Origin of the sequence: Chlorobium sp. (assembly GCF_036528655.1) — a bacterium.
Classification (GTDB): domain Bacteria; phylum Bacteroidota; class Chlorobiia; order Chlorobiales; family Chlorobiaceae; genus Chlorobium.
The window spans coordinates 14882-41313 of the sequence record NZ_JAIGND010000033.1 but is presented as its reverse complement, the minus strand read 5'-3'; the positions used below and the strand labels follow the sequence as shown (position 1 = coordinate 41313).

Sequence of the window (26432 nt, the reverse complement as noted above, 5' to 3'; positions counted from 1 at the left end):
CCATTGCCGAGACAGCAGCCGGCTTTCCGGAAAAACCGGTGCTCGTCATTACCGGACCGACTGCGTCCGGAAAAAGCGCTCTGGCACTGAATATCGCAAGAATGCTCGATGCCGAGATCGTCTCCGCAGATTCTCGCCAGATATACCGGGAACTCACCATAGGCTCGGCAAAACCCTCCTGCGAGGAACTCCGCGAGATCCGGCATCATTTCATCAACGAAAAGTCGATCGGAGAACCATTCACCGCCGGAGAATTCGCATTCGAGGCATGGAAAAGAATCGCCGATATCCACTTGAGAGGCAAACACGCTATCGTGAGCGGAGGGTCGCCTCTCTATCTTGAAGGACTTCTCAAAGGATTTTCCGAACTGCCGGCAGGCGACTCTGAAATACGCCGACGACTCGCAGCGGAACTTGCCAGCCTGGGCAGCGATAAACTCTTTGAACGACTCAGGAAACTGGACCCTGTTCAGGCCGCGACACTCGATGCATCCAAAACCCACCGACTGATCCGGAGCCTTGAAATCATCGCAGTATCCGGAAAAACCGTAACCGAACTGAAACATCTCAACACGACTCCTCCACATGTATTTCACACTTTCGGCCTCGATATGCCGAGAACTCTCCTTTACGAGCGTATCAACAGGAGGGTCGACAAGATGATCGGGGAAGGCCTCTGCGAAGAAGCTGAATTTTTATATAAAACGTTCTGTAACCGGTCGGATACTGAAAACCCCGGATCACTGAAAACCGTTGGGTATCAGGAACTCTTCGATTACTTTGAAGGGTATACAAGCTTTGATACAGCGGTTACGCTCATAAAACAGCATACACGCAATTATGCAAAACGCCAGTTGACTTTTTTTAAAAATAGGCTTAATGTTAACTGGGTGCACGCTCCCGGAGATCGTGCGGCAATGGAAGCGCTTTCCGCTGCATGCTGCCGGTTTCTGCAGGAAGCATGACTCGGACAGGCCATGTATTCAGACTCTGCCATTACTCTTCCTGCAGAGAGAACAGAAGGCTTGCAGGCGGTAAATAAGCTGACCGGGGCAGGCTGCAGAGAGAGCCGCTCTCTTCAAGACCTAACAAGAAGTGCTGCCATGAAAAATACGGTATCCTCCCGCAAGGAGTTGACCATTCTGAAACTCGAAGAAGAAGTGTTCGATTTCCGGCACTCCGCCTGTTTTCGTCACACAATCGAAACCCTCCTGCAAGAGGAAAACAGCAGAAATCTCATCATAGATTTCTCGCAGGTAAAAGCCATCGATTCGGGCGGCATCAGTTCTATGCTGATCGCCCACCAGCTATCGAACCAGTGTCAGGGACTTGCCATTTTCGTATCCCTCTGCCAGCAGATCAAAGATCTGCTGAAACTCACCAATCTCGACAAGCAACTCTATATTTTCTCTTCCATTAACGAAGTCATGACCCTGATCGAGCCCGCCATGAAAAACAAGCGGAGCAGCCGGGGAAAATCCGCTGTCACTATCGACGACGCCCCCGATGATATCTGTGACGACATCCTTATCATCGACGAAGCCGTCATTGCAGACACCGGACTGGATGAAGAGATCTCTGCAGACGACCCGGATCACGACTCAACAGCCGATCCCGAGATAAAGGAGGAAAAAGGCTGCGCCCAGAAAAAAAGAGGACGCCCCAAAAAAAACAACAGCTGAACACCGCAGTTTTTTTACCGGATGACACGATCATTTCGGACGCATTATCCCGCCCGGATCTGCAGGACTCCCGCAAAAAACACTATATCCCCACCTATCCGTGAACGATTTCAACGGCTTTAAAGGTTGAAGCAGTAAAAACCATGCCGAAAGTTCCGTGCTGTAGCTCTGACAACCAGCCTGTATGGATAATGTTCTGCTACTATGGCCGAATCATTTTTCAAGCACAAACTGCAAAACCTTCTTCGGGATGCCGGAATCGTCGTTAACGGCAAAGAACCCTGGGATATCAGGGTACATGACGATCGTTTTTACAAACGAGTGCTGACTGAAGCCCATCTCGGTACCGGAGAGTCCTATATGGACGGCTGGTGGGATTGCGATGCGCTGGACGAATTTTTTTACCGGGTGCTCCGCAAAAAGCTGGACAGACAAGTATCCGGCCTGCCTCGATTCATCAGCTCGATCGCCGGAAACATAATGAACCTCCAGCATCCCCGAAGAGCTTTCACGGTAGGCGAAACCCACTACAATATCGGTAACGACCTTTACCGCGCAATGCTCGACAAACGCATGATCTACAGCTGTGGATACTGGGACGGCGTCCGCGACCTCGACGAAGCGCAGGAACGGAAACTCAGGCTTGTCTTCGACAAACTGATGCTCGAACCCGGCATGCACCTGCTCGATATCGGCTGCGGATGGGGAGGCGCCGCTCGATTTGCCGCCGAACATTACGGAGTAAAGGTTACAGGAATCACCATATCAAGCGAACAGGTGAAACATGCCCGGCAGTACTGCTCAGGATTTCCGATTGAAATAAAACTCATGGACTATCGGGATCTGTCCGGAAGATTTGACCGCATTTATTCTATAGGAATGTTCGAGCATGTAGGCCATAAAAACTACCGAACCTATTTTCAGAAGGCATGCAACGCATTGGACCCGAAAGGGCTCTTTCTCCTGCATACCATCGGCAGCAACCGTACCGGCACCAATACCGACAGATGGACAAGCCGCTACATCTTTCCAAACTCGATGCTTCCCTCCGCCGACCATATCGCAAGAACATCGGAAGGAACGTTTGTGATGGAAGACTGGCACTCTTTCGGATATGACTACTTTCTTACCCTGAAAGCGTGGAATGATAATATCGAACGCCATCGCACAAGTCTCGAAAAAAACTACAGCGAGAGATTTTTCAGGATGTGGCGTTACTATCTGCTCAGTGCCGCAGGTTCGTTCCGTGCCCGTCATGTCCAGCTCTGGCAGGTGCTCTTTTCGCCTGTCGGCGTCGAAGGCCTGTTCAGGGTACAGAGAACCCCGAAGGAAAAACGCCACGATTAATCTCAACAACTCCCGAGACGTCATCACATGCCGGATAATTTCTACAGAAAGCGGCTCGAGACGATATTCAATGCTGCAGGCATAGCCATAGACGGGGCAGAGGAACACGATATTCGCATCCACAACCATAAAGTCTTCCGCAAGGCGATAACCCAGGGGAACCTGGGCCTGGGAGAATCATATATGAAAGGGTGGTGGGAGTGCGATGCCCTCGACCAGCTGTTCTATCGCCTTCTCCGCTCACGAGCCGACGAAAAAGTGAAGCCCATCGAACGCATTGCCGGAAAAATGACCGGTCGGATGTTCAACCTCCAGACCACATCGCGAGCATTCATCATCGGCGAAAAACATTACAATACCGGCAACGACCTTTTCCGGGCAATGCTTGACAATCGCATGGTATACAGTTGCGGTTACTGGGACGGCGCCCGCAACCTCGACGAGGCGCAGGAACGGAAACTCAGGCTTGTCTTCGACAAGCTGATGCTCGAACCAGGCATGCATCTGCTCGATATCGGCTGCGGATGGGGAGGCGCGGCACGATTTGCCGCCGAGCATTACGGGGTAAAGGTTACAGCAATAACCGTATCGAGCGAACAGGCCGCCGAGGCAAAACAAAAGTGCGAAAACCTGCCGGTGACCATTGCGCTTTCGGACTACCGTAACGTCGAGGGATCCTTCGACCGCATCTACTCTATCGGGATGTTCGAGCATGTCGGCTATAAAAACTACCGGAATTACTTCGAAACGGTAAAACGATGTCTTAAGCCCGGAGGACTGAGCCTCCTGCACACCATCGGTGGCAACGAACCCTGCGTCAGCGTCGATCCGTGGATATGCCGTTACATTTTTCCCAACTCCATGATCCCTTCGGCAAGCCAGATAACCCGGAACGCGGAAGGGCTCTTCATGCTCGAAGACTGGCATGTATTCGCTTTCGATTATTACCTTACCCTCAAGGCATGGCATGAAAACTTCGAAAGCCGCTGGGAGGTGCTGAAACGGCATTATCCGGAAACATTCCGCCGCATGTGGAACTATTATCTTCTGAGTTGCGCAGGGGCATTCAAGGCCCGGTTTCTGCAACTCTGGCAAATTCTTTTTTCAGCTGAAGGCCTTGGCGGCACATACCGGGCACCCCGGTAATCCTTCATACACTGCGGCTATGGTCAGGGATACAACCGTATATCCCCATTGTTCCTGATGAAAAGATCGACATCGCGCTCTGCGGCTTCGATAATGTTCCGCAACGATGCCTGACCGGTTATCATACGCCTGAACCGGGAGGTTCCGGCGAGTCTGTCGAAAAAATCCGCTCCCTTTTCAAGGCCGAGCTTTTCCTTATAGCTGCGATGCAGTGAAAGAAGAATAGCTGCCGAAACGGTGAAGGGCTCGAACAGGGTCCTGTCGGTAACAGCGACCCTCACCCCTGAACAGCGTTCTCCCTTGAATTTACCCGATCGGGGAGTAAACTCGACGGCACGAAACGCCACCCCCGGAAGCGCATACCCCGCAAGCTGCCGGGAAAGCTCATCTCCTCTGATATAAGGCGCTCCGAACTGCAGAAAGGGAGCATCGGTTCCCCTTCCTTCGCTGACCGTGGTAGCTTCGAGCATGACGGTAGCCGGGTAGACGATTGCCGTTTCCACATTCCGTATATTCGGTGAAGGGCTTCTGAAGGTAAATCCCCGGAGTTCATCTCCGAAAAGCCTCCGGTCGTAACCCGCCATTCGAACGACCTGCAGCTGCAGTTTTCTGAAACGGGTTTTCTGAAGGAACTGCGCGATTTCGCCGATGGTCAGTCCGTGAACGAATGGAACATCGACAGCGCTTACGAACGACTCGAAATCTTTCTCCGCCATAAAGCCCGAAGGCGCAACCGGCGAGATCGGATTCGGCCTGTCAAGAACCATGAATGACTTTCCGGCCTCCTCGCACGCCTCCATGGCGAGTTTCATGGTGGAAATATAGGTATAGCAGCGGGCGCCGACATCCTGCAGATCAAATGCAACCAGATCGACGGTTCCAAGCAGCCTGGCATCGGGCTTTTTCGAAGCGCCGTATAAGGAATGGACTTTAAGCGTATCCTGTACGACAGTTCCGGAGACACGTTTTCCGGCCTCTACATCGACAGAAAAACCATGCTCCGGAGCCATTAGAAACCGCAGATCCACCCCGTTGCGGAGCAGCACCGCATAACCCGGCTCTCCTTCAGAGGTCACCGCCGCTGCATTGGTGATGAGGGCAACCTTTTTGCCCCGCAACCCGCTGCAGAGGGAATCGTCAAGCATATCGATGCCGGTTCTGACGACAGCCGCCTCGGCGGATAAGACGCAGCCGGACCAGAGCAGCAGCAGGATCAGCAACCCGAATCGTTTGATCATTCGCGACGGGTTAAACAAAGTAATAGTTCTTTTCGCCATGTATCGAAGGGAAAAACGCAAAAAAAAGACAGCACTACAAACAAAGGTAATGCCGTCCGGGTAAAGAAAAAATACAGGTCGAAAAATGTTTCGCCGATTAATGAACCATGCCAAGCAGAATAATGAAAGAAATAAGCAGCACGGCAGAGAAATCGGCAGCAGCGACAATCCTGCTTATCCGGCCTCGATGATAGAAATTCTGAACACCCGCAATAAAGATGTAAACAAGTAAAGAAGAAAGGAGGTAGAGCATTGTCGTAGTGCCGTTCAGCCGGTTTATTTGCCGCGTTTACCTTTTTAGTCTGCAACTATCATACCTGAACGAAAAACAATCGGCAAGCAGCCGATTTCAGCGTTTTTATACGTAACTCATCATAACATGTCTCATAATAATGAAACAAAACGAGACAATCTGTCTCAAAAGAATGCACCTCTGATCGATGAGACAGAAAACCGGATTTCAATCTTCAATACCCTCTTGAGCCTGTTGATGTCTACCGTGAACGGCCGATTTTTTTTGCATCATACCGTAAAAAATGCCATCATCATCGACAAGCCTTCTAAAAAAGGATAGGTGCGCTTCATCTGCCGGAAACTGATTACCGGCTGTAAGGGCGGAAAATGATTTCACGGTACATGCATGATTAAATCATTCCTGACATTTCTGGCCATCTCGCTGTTTTCCGCATCTGTTTTTGCGGGCGTTATTTTCCTGAGCCTCGGTTTCGTCGTTTCTTACCCGGCCGAGAAACCTCAGAAAGCCGATGTGATCATCGTTCTTGGCGGAGACAGCGGATTAAGAGTTGAAAAAGGGGCAGAACTTTTCAATAGAGGCTTTGCACCCAACGTGCTGCTTACCGGAATCGATGCAAGGTTTTATCGGCCAGGAAACCCGAACTGGCGTGAACGTCGCATGAGAGCACTCGGTGTACCGAAAAAAGCAATAAAAGTCGATACGGAATCAGAAACGACCTGGGAGGAGGCAATCAATGCCGCTGAAACACTGCAAAAAAAAGGATGGAAAAGCGCAATCGTCGTCAGCGACCCTCCTCATATGCTCAGAATCCATCAGACCTGGTCGAAGGTCTTCGAAGGATCGTCGAAAAAAATCATCCTCGTCTCGACTGAACCCGACTGGTGGAACAGGTTTCTGTGGTGGAAAAATAAAACCAGCTACCGCTTCGTCATCAGCGAGATCAAAAAAAATATCTATTATTACGCAATTTACCTCTGAACCCGGAGAAAAAGGAGCCGCCCGGATTCGGGACTGACGGAAACTGACTCGACAATCACAAGCAATTTCATCACTTCACAACCCCGTTACGAATGGGAAAAGGAATCTGCAGCGCATGCGGGCTATGCTCTATTCAGGAATGGCCGGCGCACGAAAGCATCCAGAGTTGCGTGTTCAAAAACGGCTGGCTCGGAGATCTTGAAAAACAGCTGTTCGGCAGGGAAAGAAATTTTGAAAACCCGGTTGAAATGCGTTTCGGCATTACATCCGAACGATTCACCGCCCGTCTCAAGCAGAGAATACCCGATGCCCAGTGGAGCGGCATCATCACTGCAACGGCGATGAAAGCTATCGAACGAAAGCTTGTCGAGGGAGTCGTCACCCTGCATCGAGATCCTGAACACCATTTTTTTTCGGTACCCGTGCTTGCGCGAAACATTGAAGATGTCTATGCTTCAAGAGGCAACAAACCGGTACTATCACCGGTACTGCGATCGCTGCAGACCGCATACCGTCAGGGTTTGACGCGTATTCTGGTAATAGGCGCGGCATGCCATCTGCACATGCTCCGCGATTTCCGGGAACGGTTTCCGTATCTCCGGAACATGCAGATATACACTATCGGCATCCCCTGTGTCGATAACATCGACCGGAACCGCTGGTCGTGGGTGCTGGAGCGGATATCGTCATCTCCCGCTACAGCCCGTCACATGGAATTCATGCCGGATTTCCGCATTCATATACGCCATTGCGACGGTTCGACAGAAAAAATCCCTTATTTCAGCCTTCCTCAGGAGCTCTCCGATCCCGCTGTTTTTCCTCAGGCATGCATGTGCTGTTTCGACTACCTGAACAGCCTTTCGGACATCACTATCGGCTACCTCGCGGCTGAACTGACCCCCCGGCAGGATCGTCAGTGGGTCCTGGTGCGAACGGAAAAAGGCCGTGAGCTGCTCGATCTCGTCAAGGATGAACTCGAACGGTTTCCCGAATGGGGGGAGTGGGAATGCGAAGGGTTTATCAGACGGTCGGCAGGAGGAGTTATCGAACAGATGCAAAACGCCGATAAAACCTATTCAGCCGAACCGCTCATACCCCAATGGATCGGACACCTGCTCAGTACCGCCATGGGTTTCGTCGGACCTAAAGGCATAGGCTTTGCTCATTATTCGGCCGACTACCACATGATCCGCCACTACTACTACGTCAGGTATCGGCTTCCGGATCATACGGAAAAACTGGTTCCTGCACATGTACCGGTCATTCTCAAAGAATACGGACTTCCGTTATGACCCACTGCTCTACTGTCATGAAAAGAAATCCCGTTTTGCGAACGGAGCACGGAGCAGTTTTCCGAGCATTCTGGGTTTCGTCAGCCATCTGATTTCAGGTGAAGGGTCTCGTGCGGCAAGCATCCGATCCGTAAGGAAAACCGATACGGTTTCGACATCGTCAGCCATGACATTGAAAAACTTCCTTTTTTTAAGGCTTTCCGGCGAATCGTCTCCTGCCGTCATTCGCAGCAGGTCGGTCACAACCATCCCCGGACTGAGCGTGCCGACCTGCACTCCCGTTGAACGGGCCTCATGCGAAAATGATCTGGTGAAATAGGTCAGGGCACGTTTCGTAGTACCGTAGAGAGTCATCCCGTCAAGCATGAATCCGTCGCTTCCGAATCCCTCCATATTGAAGATCTTCCCCGCTCCCCGCTTGCGCATTTCAAGAAAGGCAATAATGGTGCCATGCACCACGCCGTCGATGTTGCAGCGCAGCACCCGCTCCACCGCGCCGGCATCGAGTTCCCATGCATTGAGGGTCTCATGGCTGATTCCCGCATTGTTGATCCAAATATCGACAGAACCGAACTTTGCGAGAACCTCGCGATGCAGCAGAAGCAAACCGTCGCGGCGACTCGCGTCAGCAGAGACGCCGATCACCAGGTTTTCGTAACGTGCGAGCCGTTCAAGCGCCCTGTCAGTCGAGGCACGGGTACTCCCGTTCAACGCAACCCGGCATCCCCGTTTAAGGAATTGTTCCGCAAGCCCGAAGCCTATGCCCCGTGAACTCCCGGTAATGACAACCTTCGTTTCCATTAAGCAGATTTATGCATCATCTGTCAATCAGGTGCCGGCCATCGATCGAAAAAAACTTACTGTTTGTCTCGACGGCATTTGCATTCATGGTTTAAATCGTCAGCCTGCCAGTCGGAAGCATCTGCCGCTGCAGCGCGATCCGCCTTTGCTGGCCTGCTGCGAAACGGAGTCCAGAAACGGTGGATCGCCCTTACGGATTCGGCAATGCCGTCACGGCACTCCGACCACCGCAGATCATCAGGATCCCGCTCCTCCCCGATGTTGGCCAGAAGAAACATAGGGGCAAGGGCGGAAAAATCCGTGTCCTCCTCGAAAAGCGGCTGCCAGGTCTCCCGTGCCGGTTCGATACCCACAAGAAACCCTCTGGCCCAGTTCTCGACAGCAGAACGCTCTTCAGATTGTTCGGAGAAAGAACATCTGCTGAATAACGGCAGATAGGTCCCGGGAGTTCTCAGAAGCACTGCTTCGACAAGCTCCTTGTAGCGCACAATAATGGAAAGGATGCGCTGCATTTCGTCAGGAGAGACGAACTGCGGTGCGCTGTCGGCATCCGTTCCCCATACAAGCGGAAGCCACTGCCCGGTGGGCAAAGGTTCCGGGCCGGCGGCCAGCGAAGCAAAAAAACCGTCGAGCATGTCGAGATCCATGGCGCTTTGGGAAACTTTGCCGGAAAGCAGAAAATCCTCAAGTTCGCCAAGCTCGTCAGCAGTGACCGGATTGTGCGTCCTGTCATTCATAATACCGGTAAAAAAATCTGTAATAAAATCAAATCCGCTTCTCTTAACCCGAAAACTAACGATTCGGCACTGAATTATCAGAATAATTCCCGCGGATTGTGTTTTTATCGGAACTGACTTTATAGAAAAAACATGCGTCAGCTCGCGGTTCCATGACCAGGTTTATCGGTTCCGTGCCGCGATACAGGCAAATTCGGCAAGAATACCGGCCGCTTCGGGGGCTTCATGAACCTCCGGCAGCATATCGAGCTGTTCGTCAGAAAAACCCCCTTCCACCCTGATGTACTCCTGCATGACAGGAAGAGTATACTCGGGATGAAACTGTACGCCCCACGCGCATGCGCCGACCCGAATAACGTGATGTCGCTCATGCCCGTTACTTGCAAGGCATACAGCGCCAGGGGGCAACTCGAGCACAGACTGCTCATGAAAGGTATGGGCATAAAAAACAGGAGCAACACCTCGTAAAAGCCGATCATCGGCAGCCTCGGGTTTCAGCGATATCCGGACCGTACCGATCTCCCGACCATTGGGATTGTACCCGACTGTTCCGCCAAGCGCCCGGCCGAGCAACTGATGGCCGTAACAGATGCCAAGAAGCGGCACCCCGCTTTCGACGAACTGTGGAATCCATGCTTCGATCGCCAGGCTCCAGGGAAGATTATCGGTGACCATGGCATGAGAACCGGTGATAATTGCACCGCAACATGCAAATGGTTCCGGCAGGGTCTCCCCGACGACAGCATCGACGACGGTCACCGGAAGACCGGAACCTCTCAGGCGCATCCTTATCCAGTCCCCGAAATCACCGTAATCCTGCAGAATCGAATTGCAGGTCGTTCCGGCCCTGATGATGTAAAGCTGTTTCATGTCTGCAGCGAGAGCAAGTACTATTGCAAAGAGAACCTTTATGGCAGGAAACTATGATTTTTCATATCGATCAACAAGCCGACACAACAACGACAGATTATTTTGTACAATAAATAAAAACAGGAACACCCGGGAGACTCTGCCATGGACCAACACGCTTCAGATCCGAAAGCCGCAAACGACTCCGGACAACCGGGCGAACATCTGACCGGAACGGTTGAACGGATAACCTACCATAACGAAGATAACGGCTTTTCCGTCCTGAAAATCAGGACCAGTGAGAGCCGGGAACCTGCAACGGTCGTCGGTATCATACCTGCCGTTTCATCCGGCGAGATTGTGGAATGCAGAGGAAACTGGCAAAACAACCGTACTCACGGCCTGCAATTCAAGGCAGAAGAGATTGTTGTCGTACCCCCGAACACTGCTGAGGGTATAGAAAAATTCCTCGCATCCGGCATGGTCAGGGGAATCGGTTCCTTCTACTCGAAACAGCTCGTCAAAAAATTCGGCACCGGCGTGCTCGACATACTCGACAACGATCCGGAAAAACTGCTCGATATACCCGGTATCGGAAAAAAACGGCTTGATATCATCACAACCTCATGGAACGAACAGAAAACCGTCAGGGATATCATGGTCTTTCTGCAATCGCACGGTGTTGGCATAGCAAGGGCATCACGGATATTCAAAACCTATCGCGAAGAGGCGATCAGCAAAGTCACTGAAAACCCCTACCGCCTCTCGCTGGATATCGACGGCATCGGTTTTCTCACCGCCGACACCATTGCGTCGAAGCTCGGCATCGCACATGATTCGCTTATAAGAGCGGAAGCCGGCGTACGGCACGTCCTGCAGGAACTTGCCGCAAAAGGCCATTGTGCCGTACCCAAACCCCGGCTTGTTTCCGAAGCAACGGCGATTCTTGATATTGCCGGACCGGTCATGGAAGAAGCCATAGCGAAAGAAACCGGAAGCTGCAATCTGATGAGGGAGATCGTCGGAGAAGATGAAATGTACTACCTGGCCCCGCTCCACCGGGCCGAAGAACGTACGGCAGCGTCTCTGGCAGTTCTTCTGCAGGGCGCTCCTCCCTGGAAAGGCATCGACCGCGAAAAAGCAATTCTGCAAGTTGAAAAAGAGACCGGACTCAGTCTGTCGGCATCCCAGAAAAAAGCGCTTGCAACGGTGCTCACAAGCAAGGCCGCCGTCATCACCGGCGGTCCTGGCGTGGGTAAAACAACGCTTGTCAATGCCATTCTCAGGATCATCCGTAACAAAATCACGAATATCGCCCTCTGCGCTCCGACCGGACGAGCTGCGAAGCGGCTATCGGAATCGACCGGTATGGAAGCCAGAACCATTCACCGGCTGCTTGAATTCGATCCGGTATCGGGCGGCTTCAAACATGGACCCGGCAATCCGATCAAAGCCGACCTGATTGTTGTGGATGAAACATCCATGGTTGATATCGTGCTGATGAGCCGTCTTCTCTCCGCCCTGCCGGCAAAAGCCGGCCTGCTGCTGGTCGGCGATGCTGATCAGCTGCCATCGGTCGGACCGGGAGCGGTACTGACCGATATCATCAGATCCGGTGTCATGCCGGTCATTACCCTGACGGAAATTTTCCGTCAGGCCGCCGAATCGCAGATCATCGTCAATGCACACCGCATCAACCGCGGAGACCTTCCGCTCAATACCGAAACCGGAAACCTCTCCGACTTCTATGTAGTAGAAGCGACATCTCCGGAAGAAATTCACCGGAAACTGATGCAGATGGTCACCAGCCGCATTCCCGAACGTTTCAACCTGCATCCGGTCAGGGATATTCAGGTGCTCACGCCGATGAACCGGGGCGGACTCGGATCCCGTGCTCTGAACGCAGAGCTGCAGAAAGCGCTGAACGGCAGTGCGGAACCGAAAATCTCGCGTTTCGGCACCACGTTTTCTTCCGGCGACAAGGTGCTTCAGATGGTGAACAACTACGACAAGGAGGTGTTCAACGGCGATATCGGCACAATCACCTCGATCGATACGGAGGAAAGCGAACTGGTGGTCGATTTCGAACGACGCCCCGTCCGTTACGGATTCGGCGAACTTGACGAGATCTCCCTTGCTTATGCCACAAGCATTCATAAAAGCCAGGGATCGGAATACCCGGCAGTTGTCATCCCCCTGGGAATGCAGCACTTCACCCTTCTTGAAAGAAACCTCATCTATACCGCGGTCACCAGGGGGAAAAAACTTGTGGTGATCATAACCCAGCCGAAAGCGCTGGCAATTGCCGTCGGGAACCGCAAAGCCGGCAGCAGAATGACCACGCTGGCCTCCAGGCTTGCGGAAGCATGCAGCGACAGTGCCGGCAAACGATAAAACATTTTTTGCTATATTCCGCCCTTAAGAACTGTTTTACACTCTTTTTCAGGACGCATGCGGCCAGGTTCGGCCTGAAGCCGCCGGTCAGCGTTCTTATGTCGCAGGCATGAATCATGAAAGACCTCTCTCTCATTTTTCTCACCGGGTTCAGCGGTTCCGGAAAATCCACCATAGGACCGCTATTGGCCAATTCCCTCGGATACGAATTCATCGACCTCGATCAAGCCATTGAACAATCTGCAGGAAAATCCATCACAAGAATTTTCGCTGAGGAAGGGGAACCGGCATTCAGGCTGCTGGAGTTGAAAACGCTGCAGAAACTTGCCGGAAAAACCGAGATGGTCGTTTCGCTCGGCGGAGGCGTTCTTGAGCGTGATGAATGCTTCAGCTTCATCAGAGAAAACGGAACGCTCATCTATCTGAAATCCACCCCGGGAGCGCTTGCAAAACGACTCTGTCATAAAACCGATAGACCGCTGCTGCTGGGAGATAACGGAACAAGACTTTCGCGCGAGGAAATAGAACGGAAAATAACGATCATTCTCGAAAAGCGCGAAACCCGTTATTCCGCCGCGGAGCTTACCGTGCAGACCGATACAAAACGAATAGGATCGACCGTCGAGGAACTGACGCGAAAAATCAACCGGTACATCCGTCAGAAGGAACAATACCGGCAAAAAAAACAATCAGACAACCATGCAGACAACTAGCGCGAAAAGTTCGATCATCGTCAGCTCGCCGGTACTTTCCGAAGCCGGCGAATTATACGGCAAACACGGACTTTCACGAAAAACAGTCGTACTTTTCGACGACAACACCCGAAAACTCTTCAGGGATCGGGTTATCGGCACGCTGGAACAGCAGGGATTCAGGCTGCTGGAAATCACGGTACCGGCAAGGGAATCATCGAAAAGCTTCAAAGCCGCCTACCGTCTCTACGGCGCCATGATCGAAGCCGGAATCGACAGAAGCTGGAACCTGCTTGCAGTCGGGGGTGGCGTCGTTGGAGATCTGGGAGGGTTCATCGCAGCAAGCTACTACCGCGGCATCCCTGTAGTGCAGTGTCCTACGACGCTGCTTGCCATGACCGACAGCGCGATAGGCGGCAAGGTAGCCATCAACCACCCGCTCGGAAAGAATCTTATCGGATTTTTCCATATGCCCGAGATGGTGCTGATAGATCCGTCGTTCCTCTCCACCCTGCCGGAACGCGAAGTATTCGGCGGCATGGCCGAAGTGATCAAGTATGGCTTCATTGCCGACCTGAATTTCCTTCGCTGGCTCGAACGGCACTTCGACAGGATCACTTCGCTTGAGGAACCGTTCATTTCCGAAGCCGTCCGACGCAGCGCATTGATAAAAGCCGACGTCGTTGAAAAGGATTTCAGAGAAACTACCGGCCTGAGGGCAACCCTCAACTTCGGCCACACCTTTGCGCACGGCCTCGAAAAACTCGCAGGATTCCGCGGTATCCGCCATGGCGAAGCCGTCACTATCGGAATGGCCTGTGCACTTGCACTCTCACGCCGCCTCGGTTACCTCGACGCAGCAGACATGCAATCCGGCCTCGACCTTATAGCACGGATCCGCTTGCCGGCGGGTCTCGTCAATAAAAGGTTTCTCGCGCACCGTGCCGATATTGTGTTTGAAAACATGTTTTCGGATAAAAAGAAGCTCGACAGCAAACTGCGGTTCGTGTTGCTGAAAAAACCCGGAGAAGCATTTCTGCTGGAAGATAATGTGGAGGACCGGGCCGTGATCGAAGCAATTGAAGAGGCTCGAAAGTTCTTTTCTACCCGTACGAAGCGTTAAGCTCGTACAGATAGCGGGCCCCCCTTGCGACTGCGAGCTCAAGCTGTATGACCTCCCGCTCAAGAAAAGGAACTATGGCGGGAGCGCTTCCGCCGGTAACGAGTACCGCAGGCTCTTCTTCCCCCTGTTCACGGAGATCCCGGACGATCCTGGCAGTCAATCCGTCGATGCCCGCCACACAACCCCAGAAAATACCGTTCCTTATGCATGACGCCGTCGAACGTCCGAGAAACTCCCCTCTATGGACGGCCCTCACATGCGGCAGTTGTGCAGTACCCTCATGAAGCGAACGCGCCATGATATCCAGACCCGGCATGATAAACCCTCCCGCGTAGAGTCCTGAAGCGGAAAGCACATCGACGGTGAGAGCAGTTCCGATATCGAGCGCGATAAGCGGCCGCTGAGGAAACAGCTTCCGCCCGGCGGCGCAAAGCGCAATCCTGTCTGAACCGAAAGATTCGGGATTTTCGTACTGCAGCTCGAAGGGCAGCTTCAGGTTCGATGAAATGAGTAAAACATCGGCAATACCTGATTGGCGAAGCATGCCGGTAACAGCTTCCGAAACGGTTGGCACCACACTGCACAGAACCGCAGCTCCGGTATTCTGAAAAACATCGAGCAGGCGCGGCAACCCGGAATTCAGAAAATCCCCGTCACCGATCGATTGCGTTGAAATCCTGAGTACCTCGAGAGGATCCTCCTGATGGAAAACGGCACATGTGGTCGTGGTGTTTCCGATCTCAACCACAAGAAGCCCTCGTTCCCGGGATAAAGGATGAATAACCATATCAGTCATGCGCTACGGAACTCAGGGCCGCTTGACGGGAACTCCCGTTTTCGAAGAAAGGGAAGCAAGAAAAGCCTCGAAACCCTGCAGGTTCTTCGTCACGAAAAGGGAATCCTTCAATTCGTCCTTTCCGGCAACAACATAGATTTTCGGCGGCGGATTATAGGTTCTTGGTTCCTGGTATATTGCCGTAATACTCTCCAGAGAGAACTTCTTCTCGTTCCCCTTCCTGTCGAGATAGAGAAGATCCCTATCGGTAATTTTCACCGAGTCACCATCCTGACCATGCTCGCCGACAAACCGTGTATTGTAGTAGTTCGGCCCGCCGAGTGCGATGGTCGTAAGAACGATCAGAAGCGTGGTTTTCCAGAGGCAGCCGAGATCCACTCCGTAAGAAAACTTGCCGTATCTGAAAAAAACAGCCCAGCCTATGCCGAGAAACACCATGCCAAGCATCCATGTAGCGACATAATAGTAATCCAACCACCAGGAAGGATAGGTCATGGGGTACTGGAAAACCTCGGGCATAGCACTGTCGATTGGTTTTATTGAGATTCGGTTACAGGATGTTAAAAATAAGGCTTAAGTTTGCCTTTGCAAGAATTTATTTTAAACGGAAGAACCACCCTTGAACAAACCGTCATGAAATCATATCACAAGGAGCTGTGGATGCAGGTGCCGGCAAGAATGGATTTCGTCAACATCACCGGCGATGTTGAAAAAGCTCTCGAAGAGAGCGGCATACAGGAAGGGCTCTGTCTCGTAAACGCCATGCACATTACCGCATCGGTCTTCATCAACGACGATGAACCCGGCCTGCATCACGATTACAAACGATGGCTTGAAGAACTGGCTCCTCACGAACCGATCAGCCGCTACCGCCACAACATGACCGGCGAAGACAACGGCGACGCGCATCACAAACGGCAGGTAATGGGACGCGAGGTCGTTATCGCCGTAACGAACGGAAAACTGCATTTCGGTGCATGGGAACAGATTTTTTACGGCGAGTTCGACGGGAACCGCAGAAAGCGGGTGCTGGTGAAGATCATCGGAGAATGAAAACACAAACCGGAGCGGGCCTGCTGATGCAGGCCCGCTCCGGTTTGAAGGCATAAAAAGCAGGTGCTTAGTGCTCGAACAGCATTTCCGAATATGTAGGAAGCTGCCAGCGGCTGCGGTCAACCATCAGTTCGAGTTTGTCGGCAATCTCTCGAACCCTGTTCATCAGAGGCAGCAGTTCGTCTGCACAGTAATCGGCTTTACCGAACTCGCCCTCGATTGTTTCAATCATCTCAACTGCCTCATCGAGTTCTGCGGTAAGATCGATCAGCGTCGAAAGATTTTCGGCGAGGTTCTTCAGATGATTCGCCTGGCTTGCGATAGCGGCATCTGAAAGTCCGATGGCCTCGGCTGCGGCAAGCAGGTTGTTGAACGAACTGCCGATATCACCCTGATACTCGGAAACATCGGGAATGACAAACGTTTTCAGCATGAGCTGCAATGTGCGGGCCTCGATATCGATACCCTTCACATATCGTTCAAGACGAATGTTCAGACGGGATTCGATCTCCTGCTCGGTCAGCACGCCATATCTGACGAACATCGCCCTGACATCCCCTTTTTCAAGCGTACGGAGCGCCTGCGGAGTATTTTTCAGATTGGGCAGGCCCCTCTCCCTGGCAGCTTCCTGAAGCGCCTCGCTGTAGTTATCTCCCGGATAACGGATAGCTTTTGTTTCGGTAATGCCTTCACGGATCGCTTCAAGAATTGCGGAGTCGCGATCCATTCCCGAGGCGATTTTCGCTTCGATAGCATCGGCAAGCTCGTCAATAGCCTCGGCCATAAGAGTGTTGAGCACCATGTTCGGCACAGATGGAGCCTGAGAAGAACCGACTGCCCGGAACTCAAACTTGTTGCCGGTGAAAGCGAACGGCGAGGTGCGGTTGCGGTCGGTATAATCTTTGTTCAGCAGAGGCACCTGCGAGAGGCCGAGATTGAGCACCTGCTTTTCGGTCTTCAGGTCGACTTTTCCGCTTTCGATCGCGTCGAGCACGGTTTCAAGCAGTTCGCCCAGAAAAACGGTAACGACAGCCGGAGGCGCCTCGTTAGCCCCGAGACGATGATCGTTGCCGATGCTTGCAATGGACATCCTCAGCACATCGGCTCTCTTGTATACGCCTTTAAGGACGGCAACAAGGAAAACGAGGAAGTTGATGTTCTCGGTCGGGGTATCGCCCGGATCGAGCAGGTTGATGCCGGTATCGGTACCGATAGACCAGTTGTTATGCTTGCCGGAGCCGTTGATGCCGGCAAAAGGTTTTTCCATGAGCAGCATCGCAAAGCCTTTCTTGTCGGCGATCTTGCGCATAACCTCCATAACCAGAAGGTTATGGTCAACGGCAATATTGGCCTCTTCGAAAATCGGAGCGATCTCGAACTGGTGAGGAGCCACCTCGTTGTGGCGGGTTTTTGCAGGAATACCGAGAAGATAAAGCTCGTGTTCGACATCCTGCATGAACTCAAGGACGCGGTCAGGAATGGAGCCGAAATAGTGGTCTTCGAGCTGCTGTCCTTTCGGCGGCAGGGCGCCGAGCAGCGTGCGACCGCACATCACCAGATCGGGACGCTCGGAATAGAATTTTTTATCGATGAGAAAATACTCCTGTTCGCAGCCGGCGAATGTTTTCACGCGCGATACTCCGGGCACGCCAAGCAGTCCAAGGAGCCGCATTGCAGAGTTGCTTACAGCATCCATTGAACGAAGAAGCGGTGTTTTTGCATCGAGCGCCTCGCCGTGGTAGGAAATGAATACCGTAGGAATACAAAGCGTCAAACCCTTGCCACCTTTCATGAGGAATGCCGGGCTCGAAGGATCCCATGCGGTATAACCGCGAGCCTCGAAAGTCGTTCTCATGCCGCCTGAAGGGAAACTCGATGCATCGGGCTCGCCCTGGATCAGCTGCTCTCCGGAAAAGCGTTCTATCGGAGTTCCATCGCGGTCAATCGACAGAAACGCATCGTGTTTCTCGGCAGTGGAACCGGTCATAGGCTGAAACCAATGCGTATAATGCGTTGCACCCTTTTCCATGGCCCACTCTTTCATGCCGTGTGCCACTACCCCGGCAATCTCGTCGGTAATTTTCTTTCCGGCCTTGATAGTGCCGAGTAATGCCTGGAACACTTCTTTCGGGAGCCTTGCACGCATTGCCTTCTGATCGAAGGTCATCGCTCCGAAATAGCTCGATACGGGAACTTTACTATCCATCTTGATTAGATCCTCCTTGTTTTATTATGCTTTTTTACCACCCAACCGAAATAAAAAAAAGAAACACTAAGCCTTTCTTGATTTTTTTTCATCAAATGTAATTAAAACCTGTCTGTCCTGAAGATTTTTCCTCACGATCTCCGCACTGATTTTCCTGTTCCGTTTCAGTTGCGACAAGACGAAGCTTGTGTTTGTTTCAAGGACACCCGGCCAACTCTGGATGCGCGACAGGAATTTCTCGAGTGAACCGGTATTGTGGGTCATTACTTTAAGGATATGCGAACCCTCTCCTGTTACAGAAAAACACTCCATGATTTCGTCTTCCTTCATGACATGCTCCATGAACGACTTGTAATGCTTCGATGAATCGATTCGTACCCTGACAAAAGCCTGTATGTCGAATCCGAGCGTCCGCTCGTCCACCTCCATGGTAAACCCCCGGATGATGCCGTTTTTCTGCAGCTTGTCGAGGCGTTCGCTGACTGAGGGTATCGAAAGGCCGACAACTTCCGCAAGTTCGCTCAGCCGAAGTCTCCCGTTTTCTCCCAGCGACTCGATAATTTTAAGATCGATCAGATCAAGATGTCCGGACATAACAGAACTGTAATTATTTCGATTTTGTAAGAAAATACACAAAAACAGGAAGGAAAAAAACCTTTACTCTAAAAAAATCACTTATTTTATAGATTTTTCCTAAATAAATTAGGACTTATATACCTGTCGGATTATGACCTGCCATACAGATGCACGATTTCATCTTCTGATCGTAATTTATTACAATATACGGAGCAATGGCGATCTCCACTGCTGTAACCTTATTTTTCAGTCATGAACGAAGAACAAAACAAAATCGGTCTGTGCCCTGAAAACAAACCATTCAAACCGGTTGAAAAAAAAGGTTTTCCGGCCGTTCCGCCAAGAGCGGCAATGGATGATCTCCGCTTCATCGTCAGGGAATCCATCAGACTCGGAGGAAAGGCCATAACCGAACTTGACAGATTGCTTTCCGCGCTCAGGAAGTGAGCACATTTCCTGTCAATGAAACTAATTATATATATTTCGCTTTGTTGCCTTGAGATCCGGAGCCTCCACATTCTTTATCAATAACGACATAATAATCCTAACACGGTGAAAATAGCAATTTTTGGAGCTGGAGTAGCAGGCCTGAGCACAGCCATCGAACTGGTCGAGCGCGGCCACACCGTCGAACTCTACGAAAAACGCAAGATACTTGGAGGAAAAGTCTCCGTCTGGAAAGACAGCGACGGCGATTCGATCGAATCGGGCCTGCACATTGTGTTCGGCGGTTATAAACAGCTGCAGCAATATCTCGACAAAGTCGGCGCCGGCGAGAATTACCTCTGGAAGGAACATGCCCTGATTTATGCGGAACCGGATGGAAAGCAGTCGTTATTCAAAAAAGCGAACCTGCCGAGTCCATGGGCGGAAGTCATCGGCGGCATGCAGACCGACTTCCTGACGATGTGGGACAAACTTTCGCTGATCAAAGGGCTCTACCCCGCACTCGCAGGCAATGAAGAGTATTTTCGCAGCCAGGACCACATGACCTATTCGGAATGGCACCGGTTGAGAGGGGCTTCGGAGCATTCGCTGCAGAAACTCTGGAGAGCGATTGCGCTTGCAATGAATTTCATCGAACCCAATATCATCAGCGCTCGTCCGATGATAACGATCTTCAAATACTTCGGCACCGACTACGCCGCCACGAAGTTCGCTTTTTTCCGCAAGAATCCCGGCGACTCCATGATCGAGCCCATGCGCCAGTACATTCAGAGCAAGGGAGGAAAAATCTTCATCGACGCGAAGCTGAACCGTTTCGAGCTGAACAGCGACGAAACCGTCAAATGCGCCGTATTGCAGGACGGGCATAGAATCGAGGCCGATGCATATGTTTCTGCGCTTCCGGTACACAATATCAAAAAAATCGTGCCGGACGAATGGCTCAACCACGCCTATTTCCGCAACCTGCATGAATTCGTCGGAAGCCCCGTGGCAAACTGCCAGCTCTGGTTTGACCGCAAAATCACTTCGACAGACAACCTCATGTTCTCGCAGGGAACAACCTTTGCCACCTTCGCCGATGTCTCTGTCACCTGCCCCGACGACTTTCAGCAGGGTATGGGCACGGCCAGCGGAGGCAGCGTCATGAGTCTGGTGCTCGCACCGGCACACCAGCTGATCGATATGCCGAACGAAGTTATCACGAAACTCGTCATGAAGGACATACACGACCGATTCCCGCTTTCGCGCGATGCGAAACTGCTTAAATCAACTATCGTAAAAATTCCACAATCCGTATACAAGGCAGTACCGGACGTTGACAGGTTCCGCCCCGACCAGATCAGTCCGGTTAACAACTTCTTTCTTGCCGGTGACTACACCTACCAGCATTACCTCGCCTCCATGGAGGGGGCTGCCCTCAGCGGACGGCAGGCAGCCGAAAAACTCCACGCCAGATTCTGTGCATGAAACATACGGTAAGACGGCAAGGAATTCTTTTGAAATCCTTGCCGTCTTACCGACCTTGTTCTGCCTCCTCCTGTGTTCATGCCTCGAACGTTTTTACCGGGCAGGGGTGTTACAGAAAACAGAACGTCCATCAAACACCTGAACCGGACCATGAACAGGCAGCCATCTCTTCAGAACCGAAAAAGCACCCTTACCTGTGCAGGGGCATTGAAGCAAGGTTATGCGGTTTCATGGCATTGGTCGAATCGTGCCGTCATGGAAGTCTGTCGTGATGCATGAAGTATCTTCGCACCGCCTGCTGGCGGTACTGACCCGCAACCCTGCGCCTGGCCGGGTCAAGACCCGTCTTGCTTCGACTGTCGGTACTGAAACCGCCCTGCATGTATACCGGACGCTCCGCGAGTACACCGCCGGGGTGATAAAAAAATGCCATACGGAGAAAGCGGTATTCTATTCGGATGACATTCCGGCCCATGACTGTTTCCTCGGCGGGGGCACGCTGGCGTTCCTGCAGGATGGTCATGATTTCGGAGCTCGCATGCACCACACCTTTACAACAGGCTTCTCACTCGATTTCCGCCGCGTAGTGCTCATCGGCACCGATTGTCCGGAAATCGACACCTGCATTATCGAAACTGCGTTCACGGAGCTTGAAAACCACGATGCAGTGCTCGGCCCTGCGCGGGACGGCGGGTTTTATCTGATCGGGCTGAAACAGGAACGTCCTGAACTCTTCAGGGACCGCACATGGAGCCACGCTCTGGTGCTGCACGAAACAATCGACATCCTCGACCGAAATGGTGCATCGTACTTCCTGCTCCCTGAACTGCAGGACATCGACACCTTCGAAGACCTCAAACAAAGCAGATTATGGCCCATCAAGGCATAACGATCATCATTCCGACCTTCAACGAAGAAAAGGGCATAGCAAAAACGCTGGAAACGCTGCTCGCCATAACGAAAAATTATCGCGACACAGAGATTATCGTTGCCGATGCCAGCGCCGACCGCACCGCAGAAATCGCCTCGGGCTATCCGGTCATACTCTGCCGGCCTGAAAAAGGCCGGGCCCGGCAGATGAACGCCGGAGCTGCGATTGCCAGACACGACACGCTCTACTTTCTGCACGCAGACACCCTCCCGCCTGAAACTTTTATCGATGATATCCGGAAAGCGATGAAGGAAGGAAAAAACGCCGGCTGTTTCAGGATGCGGTTCGACGATCCCCACCCAATCATGGCGTTCTACGGCTGGTTCACCAGAGTGCCTCTGCCGATCTGCCGGGGCGGCGACCAGTCGCTTTTCATCGCCAAAAAGCTGTTCGAGGCAACCGGAGGATTCGACGAAAACCTTCTGGTTATGGAAGATATCGATATCATCGGACGCATCGAACGCCGAACGCAGTTCCATATCCTCGAAAGCGAAGTGGTCACCTCAGCCCGGAAATATCGCAGAAACGGCATCCTGCGCCTGCAGGCCATCTTCGGAACCATCCACTTCATGTACGCCGCAGGATACGATCAGGAGAGCATTGTCCGGTTTTACCGGGATAACATCAAGCCGGAAGAGGATCAGGAGAATATTGGATAACAAGCAAAAAATACAGGTGCCTCACTATTCGCATGCGGCTCGCTGTTGTGAACCGGGTCTGGCGCAGCCTCCTACTCCCTGAACTTGTCGGCGGTATTGCGAACGGCCTCACGTAATGAGCCCAATGCGTTCTCCATACCATCCTTCACTTTTTCCCACGCATCCTCTCCCGCCTCTCCGAGATCCTTCAATCCGGCTTTTGCCGAATCGATTCGATGCTCAAGCTCATCGACATGTTTTGCATATTTGAGACGGGTATCGGCTGTATAGCTTTTGGCTTTAGCCTTGAACTCAACCAGTCTTGCATGCGCAAGCTCCAGTTCGGCCTCGGCCTTCTGTTTGTAGGCTTCTTTCAGACTCATCGGTCATCTCCTGTTTTATTAGTTATTGTTTACCCTGTCGGACCTTCACGGCATGTTCCGCATTCATGCGGTATTACTGCGCACCATGCCTATGAGGATCACCCCTGCGCCTGCCGCTCGGCCTGCCCGAGATGCAGACGGCAGACCTTACGAAAATGGTGCCCATAGATAGCCAGCGTCACTGCCAGAGGAAGTGCCCGAGGACTATTGAACGATGTCCAGAGCAGCATTTTCCAGTAATGGAATCGCTCCCGGCCAACAACACCCAGCAAAACCATCGAGCGGGCAAAAGCCATAAGCTGATCGATCCGGATACGGCTTCTTTTCAATTCCGGCATCCGGTATTCCTTCAGCAATGTCATAACGCGTCGATAGTAGTGTTCCGGCGCATAGAGATGAATCATCATCTTCATGTATCCTTTCCGGAGACTCTCGGGGTCCATTTTGGGTATGATGTTCGTATTGCCGTCGACATTGTCGCCGCTCGACGCAGAGAGCAGCCTCCCCTCGCTTTTCATCCGCTCATACAGCCTGGTACCCGGCAGGGCCTGCAGAATGCCTACCATCGCGGTTGCAATTCCGCTGTTCTGGATAAACTCTATCTGTCTCCTGAAAATCGAGGGAGTATCGGTGTCGAAACCAACGATAAAGCCGCCCATGACCTCCAGTCCGGCATGCTGCAGCCTCCTGACATTGTCCAGCAGGTTTCGTGAGGTATTGTGCTGCTTTCCGCACGCCTGAAGCGCACAATCATCCGGAGTTTCGATTCCGATAAAAACCTGGTTGAAACCTGCCTGCACCATGAGATTCATCAACTCGGGATCGTCTGCGAGATTGATGGAGCACTCGGTATAATATCTGTTGGAGACGGCGTTCGACCGGCGCCATTCGATCAGTTTCGGCAGCAGCTCCTTTTTGAGGTACGACTTTTGAACTATGAAATTATCGTCCACAAAAAATACGGTACCATTCCATCCGGCCTCGCGAAGTCCCTCAAGCTCGCCGATAATCTGTTCACTTGTTTTTGTTCGTATTTTATGACCGAACAATGCCGTGACATTGCAGAAATCACACTGATAGGGGCATCCCCTTGAAAACTGTATGGCCATGGAAGCGTATTTCCTCATTTCAAGGATGTTCCACTGCGGCGCCGGCGTTCCGGTAATATCGGCAAACGCTTCGGCGGCATACACTCTTTGCGGAACTCCGCCGTCCAGATCGCTGAGGAATTGAGGAAGAGTAAGCTCGGCTTCATTGAGCACAAAATGATCCACATCTGGAAACTGTTCATGATCCGCAGTAAACAACGGGCCGCCAGCGACAACTCTTACACCGGCATCCCTGCAGCGCAGGATAACATCCCTTGCAGAGTGCTGTTGAACCGCCATTGCGCTGACAAAAGCCATATCCGCCCATAAAAGATCTTTTGCTGTGAGCGGGCTTACGTTTAGATCGACAAGTTTTCGCTCCCAGTTTTCAGGAAGCATCGAGGCAACGGTAAGCATGCCCAGAGGAGGAAGCGCCGCCTTTTTTCCGATAAATTTGAGGGCATGCCTGAAGCTCCAGAACGTATCGGGAAACTCAGGATAGATGAGCAGAAGTTTCATTTCATAATACCCGTTTTCGACCAAAAACAATTCCGCTGATTCCGGTCATTTATATACATCGCATCGTCAAATAGCAATCGGCAACAATCTGCCTCCGGCTCAGCGGAAACGCCTGATCTCCTCAGCTGCATCAAACCGGAGCTGCGCTGCGCGTCCTTGCTGTGCGTCGCCTCCGGGAAAGAATTCTTCTGAAGAAGATCGTAATAAAGCTCTTCGTAATTATTCACCATCGTATCGGCCGAAAAACGCCGTTCGAATTCCTCCCGGCAGGTTTTTCGCGACAGTTTGTCCGTATTGCGAATGGCATTGATAAAATCAAGCCTCGTCTGGCAGATATAGCCGGTTTTGCCATGCGAAATCACTTCGGGCGCCGATCCGCACCCTCTGACGATAACCGGAGTTCCGCATGCAAGCGCCTCGATCATCACCAGTCCGAATGGTTCCGGCCAGTCTATGGTATTGAGCAGGGCTTTTGCGTTTTTCAGCAACGCAACTTTTCTGCTCTCATCGACTTCGCCGACATAATCGATCAGCGGATGATCGAGCATCGGCCTGATTTTGTTATCAAAAAAGTCCTGATCGGTCGGATCGATCTTGGCTGCGATTTTCAGAGGAATATTGCATGCCTTCGCAAGCATGATCGCCTGTTCAGGCCTTTTTTCTTCGGAAAAACGACCGAGATACAGGAAATAATCTTCAGGCATGTCATTAAACTCGAAACCGGAAGGTGGATAACCATGGTAGATGGTTTTCACCCAGTTGATCTCTTCGACGGGAAAACGCTGCGAATCGCTGATCGATACGTAAGCCATATGAGGATACAAACCGAGCATTTTACCATATTCACCGATATCAAGCCGGCCGTGCATCGTCAGAACGGTTGGCACCCGAACTTTATGCGCATACGGAAGAGTCAGGTATTCGAGATGCGAATGAATGATGTCGAATTCATGCAGCATCTCCTCATAGACCTTGCTGAGCATCATCATCGTCACGATGGTCGCCGAATGTGTTTTTCGTCCGAGACGAAGGCTCTCGCTGATCGGCGCTATAAGCCTGGCGCTGGTTACGGAATCTCCCGAGGCGAACAGGGTGACCTCATGGCCTTTCGCAACGAGTCCTTCGGTCAGATGGTAAACGACCCGCTCGGTTCCTCCGTATTTTTTCGGAGGCACCCGCTCTACAAGGGGAGCGATCTGAGCAATTCTGAGTTTTTTCATGAGAGTGATCCTCCCGTCAGCAGAACGCGTTTTTCAGCGGGAGGCATCAGCATAAAGGCTTTGAAAAGCAGTTTGCGGCCCCACGATAACCTGATGCGCAGGGTTTCAACCGACATGCCGGTTATTTCCGCAATATCCCGGTAGGTGAATCCGCAGATCTCGGATAGCAGTACCGATAATTTCATATCGGCAAACCGCTTGCGTAATGACACACTTTCCGGTTCTGCCGGGTGACCCTCAGGTACGGATAATCCGGACGTCTCGAAATAACAGGCCCTGAACATCCTGAAAAGCTCCAGGGCAGACCCGTCATCTTCGGCATTCAGATAGGTACAGTTTACCAGTTCACTGGCATTCTTCCCGGTTCCGGTCATCCAGTACGCGAGCGTGTAGAGATCGTCCATTACATCCAGAGGCGTTTTTCTTTCTCTGTTCATCAGGCACTCCATTAGTATACAGTTAACGTCGATGGTGATTAACGCACTGGCATCAAATGGACTACCGTCGTATCAGCACATTTTTTTCTTCCGGAAA

At 51.9% G+C, this 26432-nt stretch carries 28 protein-coding genes; 15 read left to right on the top strand and 13 right to left on the bottom strand.

The genetic code is table 11. The annotated features are described in order from the left end of the window. The first annotated feature begins 2 nt into the window (after positions 1-2). The 4 genes from miaA to cfa (K4305_RS09905) all read left to right on the top strand — a co-directional run bounded on the left by miaA (position 3) and on the right by cfa (K4305_RS09905) (position 4175). Positions 3-965 (top strand): tRNA (adenosine(37)-N6)-dimethylallyltransferase MiaA, encoded by a 963-nt coding sequence (gene miaA / locus K4305_RS09920; protein WP_442880464.1) that lies wholly within the window; start codon positions 3-5, stop codon positions 963-965. Positions 966-1103: 138 nt separating this feature from the next. After that, positions 1104-1682 carry an STAS domain-containing protein gene (locus K4305_RS09915; protein ID WP_331562267.1) on the top strand — a complete coding sequence of 193 codons (579 nt, stop codon included), beginning with the start codon at positions 1104-1106 and terminating at the stop codon, positions 1680-1682. A 204-nt stretch (positions 1683-1886) separates the two neighbouring features. Continuing rightward, positions 1887-3029, top strand: coding sequence for a cyclopropane fatty acyl phospholipid synthase (gene cfa, locus K4305_RS09910; RefSeq protein ID WP_331562266.1), 1143 nt, complete (start codon positions 1887-1889; stop codon positions 3027-3029). A 27-nt stretch (positions 3030-3056) separates the two neighbouring features. Then, positions 3057-4175, top strand: coding sequence for a cyclopropane fatty acyl phospholipid synthase (gene cfa, locus K4305_RS09905; RefSeq protein ID WP_331562265.1), 1119 nt, complete (start codon positions 3057-3059; stop codon positions 4173-4175). Positions 4176-4198: 23 nt separating this feature from the next. On the opposite strand, the gene K4305_RS09900 is transcribed toward cfa (K4305_RS09905), so the two are convergent. Continuing rightward, on the bottom strand, positions 4199-5413 hold the full coding sequence (locus K4305_RS09900) for an exo-beta-N-acetylmuramidase NamZ family protein (protein WP_331562264.1): 1215 nt from the start codon (positions 5411-5413) through the stop codon (positions 4199-4201). A 139-nt stretch (positions 5414-5552) separates the two neighbouring features. Here K4305_RS09900 and K4305_RS09895 point away from each other — a divergent pair, with 139 nt between their 5' ends. Further along, positions 5553-5684 carry a hypothetical protein gene (locus tag K4305_RS09895; RefSeq protein ID WP_331562263.1) on the top strand — a complete coding sequence of 44 codons (132 nt, stop codon included), beginning with the start codon at positions 5553-5555 and terminating at the stop codon, positions 5682-5684. A 228-nt stretch (positions 5685-5912) separates the two neighbouring features. Here the strand turns inward: K4305_RS09895 and K4305_RS09890 are convergent, their stop codons facing one another. After that, a complete protein-coding gene (locus tag K4305_RS09890; RefSeq protein ID WP_331562262.1) occupies positions 5913-6083 on the bottom strand; it encodes a hypothetical protein in 171 nt (56 codons plus the stop codon). Between the two features lie 9 nt (positions 6084-6092). Here K4305_RS09890 and K4305_RS09885 point away from each other — a divergent pair, with 9 nt between their 5' ends. Beyond that, complete coding sequence (locus K4305_RS09885; protein WP_331562261.1) at positions 6093-6686, top strand: YdcF family protein; 594 nt, start codon at positions 6093-6095, stop codon at positions 6684-6686. Between the two features lie 92 nt (positions 6687-6778). Then, positions 6779-7978 carry a Coenzyme F420 hydrogenase/dehydrogenase, beta subunit C-terminal domain gene (locus K4305_RS09880; protein WP_331562260.1) on the top strand — a complete coding sequence of 400 codons (1200 nt, stop codon included), beginning with the start codon at positions 6779-6781 and terminating at the stop codon, positions 7976-7978. A 15-nt stretch (positions 7979-7993) separates the two neighbouring features. Here K4305_RS09880 and K4305_RS09875 read toward each other — a convergent pair whose 3' ends face one another. The 3 genes from K4305_RS09875 to K4305_RS09865 all read right to left on the bottom strand — a co-directional run bounded on the left by K4305_RS09875 (position 7994) and on the right by K4305_RS09865 (position 10386). Continuing rightward, positions 7994-8779, bottom strand: a complete 786-nt coding sequence (locus K4305_RS09875; RefSeq protein ID WP_331562259.1) for an SDR family NAD(P)-dependent oxidoreductase — start codon at positions 8777-8779, stop codon at positions 7994-7996. 56 nt (positions 8780-8835) lie between these two features. Beyond that, positions 8836-9516 (bottom strand): UPF0149 family protein, encoded by a 681-nt coding sequence (locus K4305_RS09870; RefSeq protein ID WP_331562258.1) that lies wholly within the window; start codon positions 9514-9516, stop codon positions 8836-8838. Positions 9517-9678: 162 nt separating this feature from the next. Then, positions 9679-10386, bottom strand: a complete 708-nt coding sequence (locus K4305_RS09865; protein WP_331562257.1) for a glutamine amidotransferase — start codon at positions 10384-10386, stop codon at positions 9679-9681. A 144-nt stretch (positions 10387-10530) separates the two neighbouring features. Here K4305_RS09865 and recD2 point away from each other — a divergent pair, with 144 nt between their 5' ends. The 3 genes from recD2 to aroB all read left to right on the top strand — a co-directional run bounded on the left by recD2 (position 10531) and on the right by aroB (position 14574). Beyond that, positions 10531-12759: an SF1B family DNA helicase RecD2 gene (gene recD2, locus K4305_RS09860; RefSeq protein ID WP_331562256.1), complete on the top strand. Its 2229-nt coding sequence runs from the start codon at positions 10531-10533 to the stop codon at positions 12757-12759. Positions 12760-12875: 116 nt separating this feature from the next. Continuing rightward, entirely contained in the window at positions 12876-13472 is a 597-nt protein-coding gene (locus K4305_RS09855) for a shikimate kinase (RefSeq protein ID WP_331562255.1), read from the top strand. Continuing rightward, positions 13459-14574 carry a 3-dehydroquinate synthase gene (gene aroB, locus K4305_RS09850; RefSeq protein ID WP_331562254.1) on the top strand — a complete coding sequence of 372 codons (1116 nt, stop codon included), beginning with the start codon at positions 13459-13461 and terminating at the stop codon, positions 14572-14574. The genes K4305_RS09855 and aroB overlap by 14 nt, the downstream gene beginning before the upstream one ends. On the opposite strand, the gene K4305_RS09845 is transcribed toward aroB, so the two are convergent. Both K4305_RS09845 and K4305_RS09840 read right to left on the bottom strand, forming a co-directional pair. Then, positions 14555-15370 (bottom strand): type III pantothenate kinase, encoded by an 816-nt coding sequence (locus K4305_RS09845; protein ID WP_331562253.1) that lies wholly within the window; start codon positions 15368-15370, stop codon positions 14555-14557. The two genes, aroB and K4305_RS09845, sit on opposite strands and share 20 nt — an antisense overlap. Before the next feature lie 12 nt (positions 15371-15382). Next, positions 15383-15889, bottom strand: coding sequence for a hypothetical protein (locus K4305_RS09840; protein WP_331562252.1), 507 nt, complete (start codon positions 15887-15889; stop codon positions 15383-15385). 114 nt (positions 15890-16003) lie between these two features. On the opposite strand from K4305_RS09840, the gene K4305_RS09835 reads away from it, so the two are divergent. Beyond that, the gene (locus K4305_RS09835) at positions 16004-16423 is read left to right on the top strand and encodes a secondary thiamine-phosphate synthase enzyme YjbQ (RefSeq protein ID WP_331562251.1); all 420 of its coding nucleotides are present in this window, start codon (positions 16004-16006) and stop codon (positions 16421-16423) included. Positions 16424-16490: 67 nt separating this feature from the next. On the opposite strand, the gene K4305_RS09830 is transcribed toward K4305_RS09835, so the two are convergent. Both K4305_RS09830 and K4305_RS09825 read right to left on the bottom strand, forming a co-directional pair. Further along, on the bottom strand, positions 16491-18629 hold the full coding sequence (locus K4305_RS09830) for a glutamine synthetase III family protein (protein ID WP_331562250.1): 2139 nt from the start codon (positions 18627-18629) through the stop codon (positions 16491-16493). A 66-nt stretch (positions 18630-18695) separates the two neighbouring features. Further along, on the bottom strand, positions 18696-19223 hold the full coding sequence (locus K4305_RS09825; RefSeq protein WP_331562249.1) for an Lrp/AsnC family transcriptional regulator: 528 nt from the start codon (positions 19221-19223) through the stop codon (positions 18696-18698). Between the two features lie 234 nt (positions 19224-19457). On the opposite strand from K4305_RS09825, the gene K4305_RS09820 reads away from it, so the two are divergent. The 4 genes from K4305_RS09820 (at position 19458) to K4305_RS09805 (ending at position 22709) form a co-directional block, all read left to right on the top strand. Next, positions 19458-19652: a hypothetical protein gene (locus tag K4305_RS09820; RefSeq protein ID WP_331562248.1), complete on the top strand. Its 195-nt coding sequence runs from the start codon at positions 19458-19460 to the stop codon at positions 19650-19652. 105 nt (positions 19653-19757) lie between these two features. Beyond that, on the top strand, positions 19758-21119 hold the full coding sequence (locus K4305_RS09815; RefSeq protein WP_331562247.1) for an FAD-dependent oxidoreductase: 1362 nt from the start codon (positions 19758-19760) through the stop codon (positions 21117-21119). 220 nt (positions 21120-21339) lie between these two features. After that, complete coding sequence (locus tag K4305_RS09810; protein WP_331562246.1) at positions 21340-22008, top strand: TIGR04282 family arsenosugar biosynthesis glycosyltransferase; 669 nt, start codon at positions 21340-21342, stop codon at positions 22006-22008. After that, positions 21990-22709 (top strand): TIGR04283 family arsenosugar biosynthesis glycosyltransferase, encoded by a 720-nt coding sequence (locus tag K4305_RS09805; protein WP_331562245.1) that lies wholly within the window; start codon positions 21990-21992, stop codon positions 22707-22709. The genes K4305_RS09810 and K4305_RS09805 overlap by 19 nt, the downstream gene beginning before the upstream one ends. A 71-nt stretch (positions 22710-22780) precedes the next feature. On the opposite strand, the gene K4305_RS09800 is transcribed toward K4305_RS09805, so the two are convergent. The 4 genes from K4305_RS09800 to K4305_RS09785 all read right to left on the bottom strand — a co-directional run bounded on the left by K4305_RS09800 (position 22781) and on the right by K4305_RS09785 (position 26335). Further along, positions 22781-23071, bottom strand: coding sequence for a hypothetical protein (locus K4305_RS09800; protein ID WP_331562244.1), 291 nt, complete (start codon positions 23069-23071; stop codon positions 22781-22783). A 98-nt stretch (positions 23072-23169) separates the two neighbouring features. Continuing rightward, positions 23170-24678, bottom strand: a complete 1509-nt coding sequence (locus K4305_RS09795; RefSeq protein ID WP_331562243.1) for a B12-binding domain-containing radical SAM protein — start codon at positions 24676-24678, stop codon at positions 23170-23172. Next, complete coding sequence (locus K4305_RS09790) at positions 24675-25898, bottom strand: glycosyltransferase family 4 protein (protein WP_331562242.1); 1224 nt, start codon at positions 25896-25898, stop codon at positions 24675-24677. The genes K4305_RS09795 and K4305_RS09790 overlap by 4 nt, the downstream gene beginning before the upstream one ends. Then, entirely contained in the window at positions 25895-26335 is a 441-nt protein-coding gene (locus tag K4305_RS09785) for a sigma factor-like helix-turn-helix DNA-binding protein (protein WP_331562241.1), read from the bottom strand. The genes K4305_RS09790 and K4305_RS09785 overlap by 4 nt, the downstream gene beginning before the upstream one ends. Positions 26336-26432: the final 97 nt, after the last annotated feature.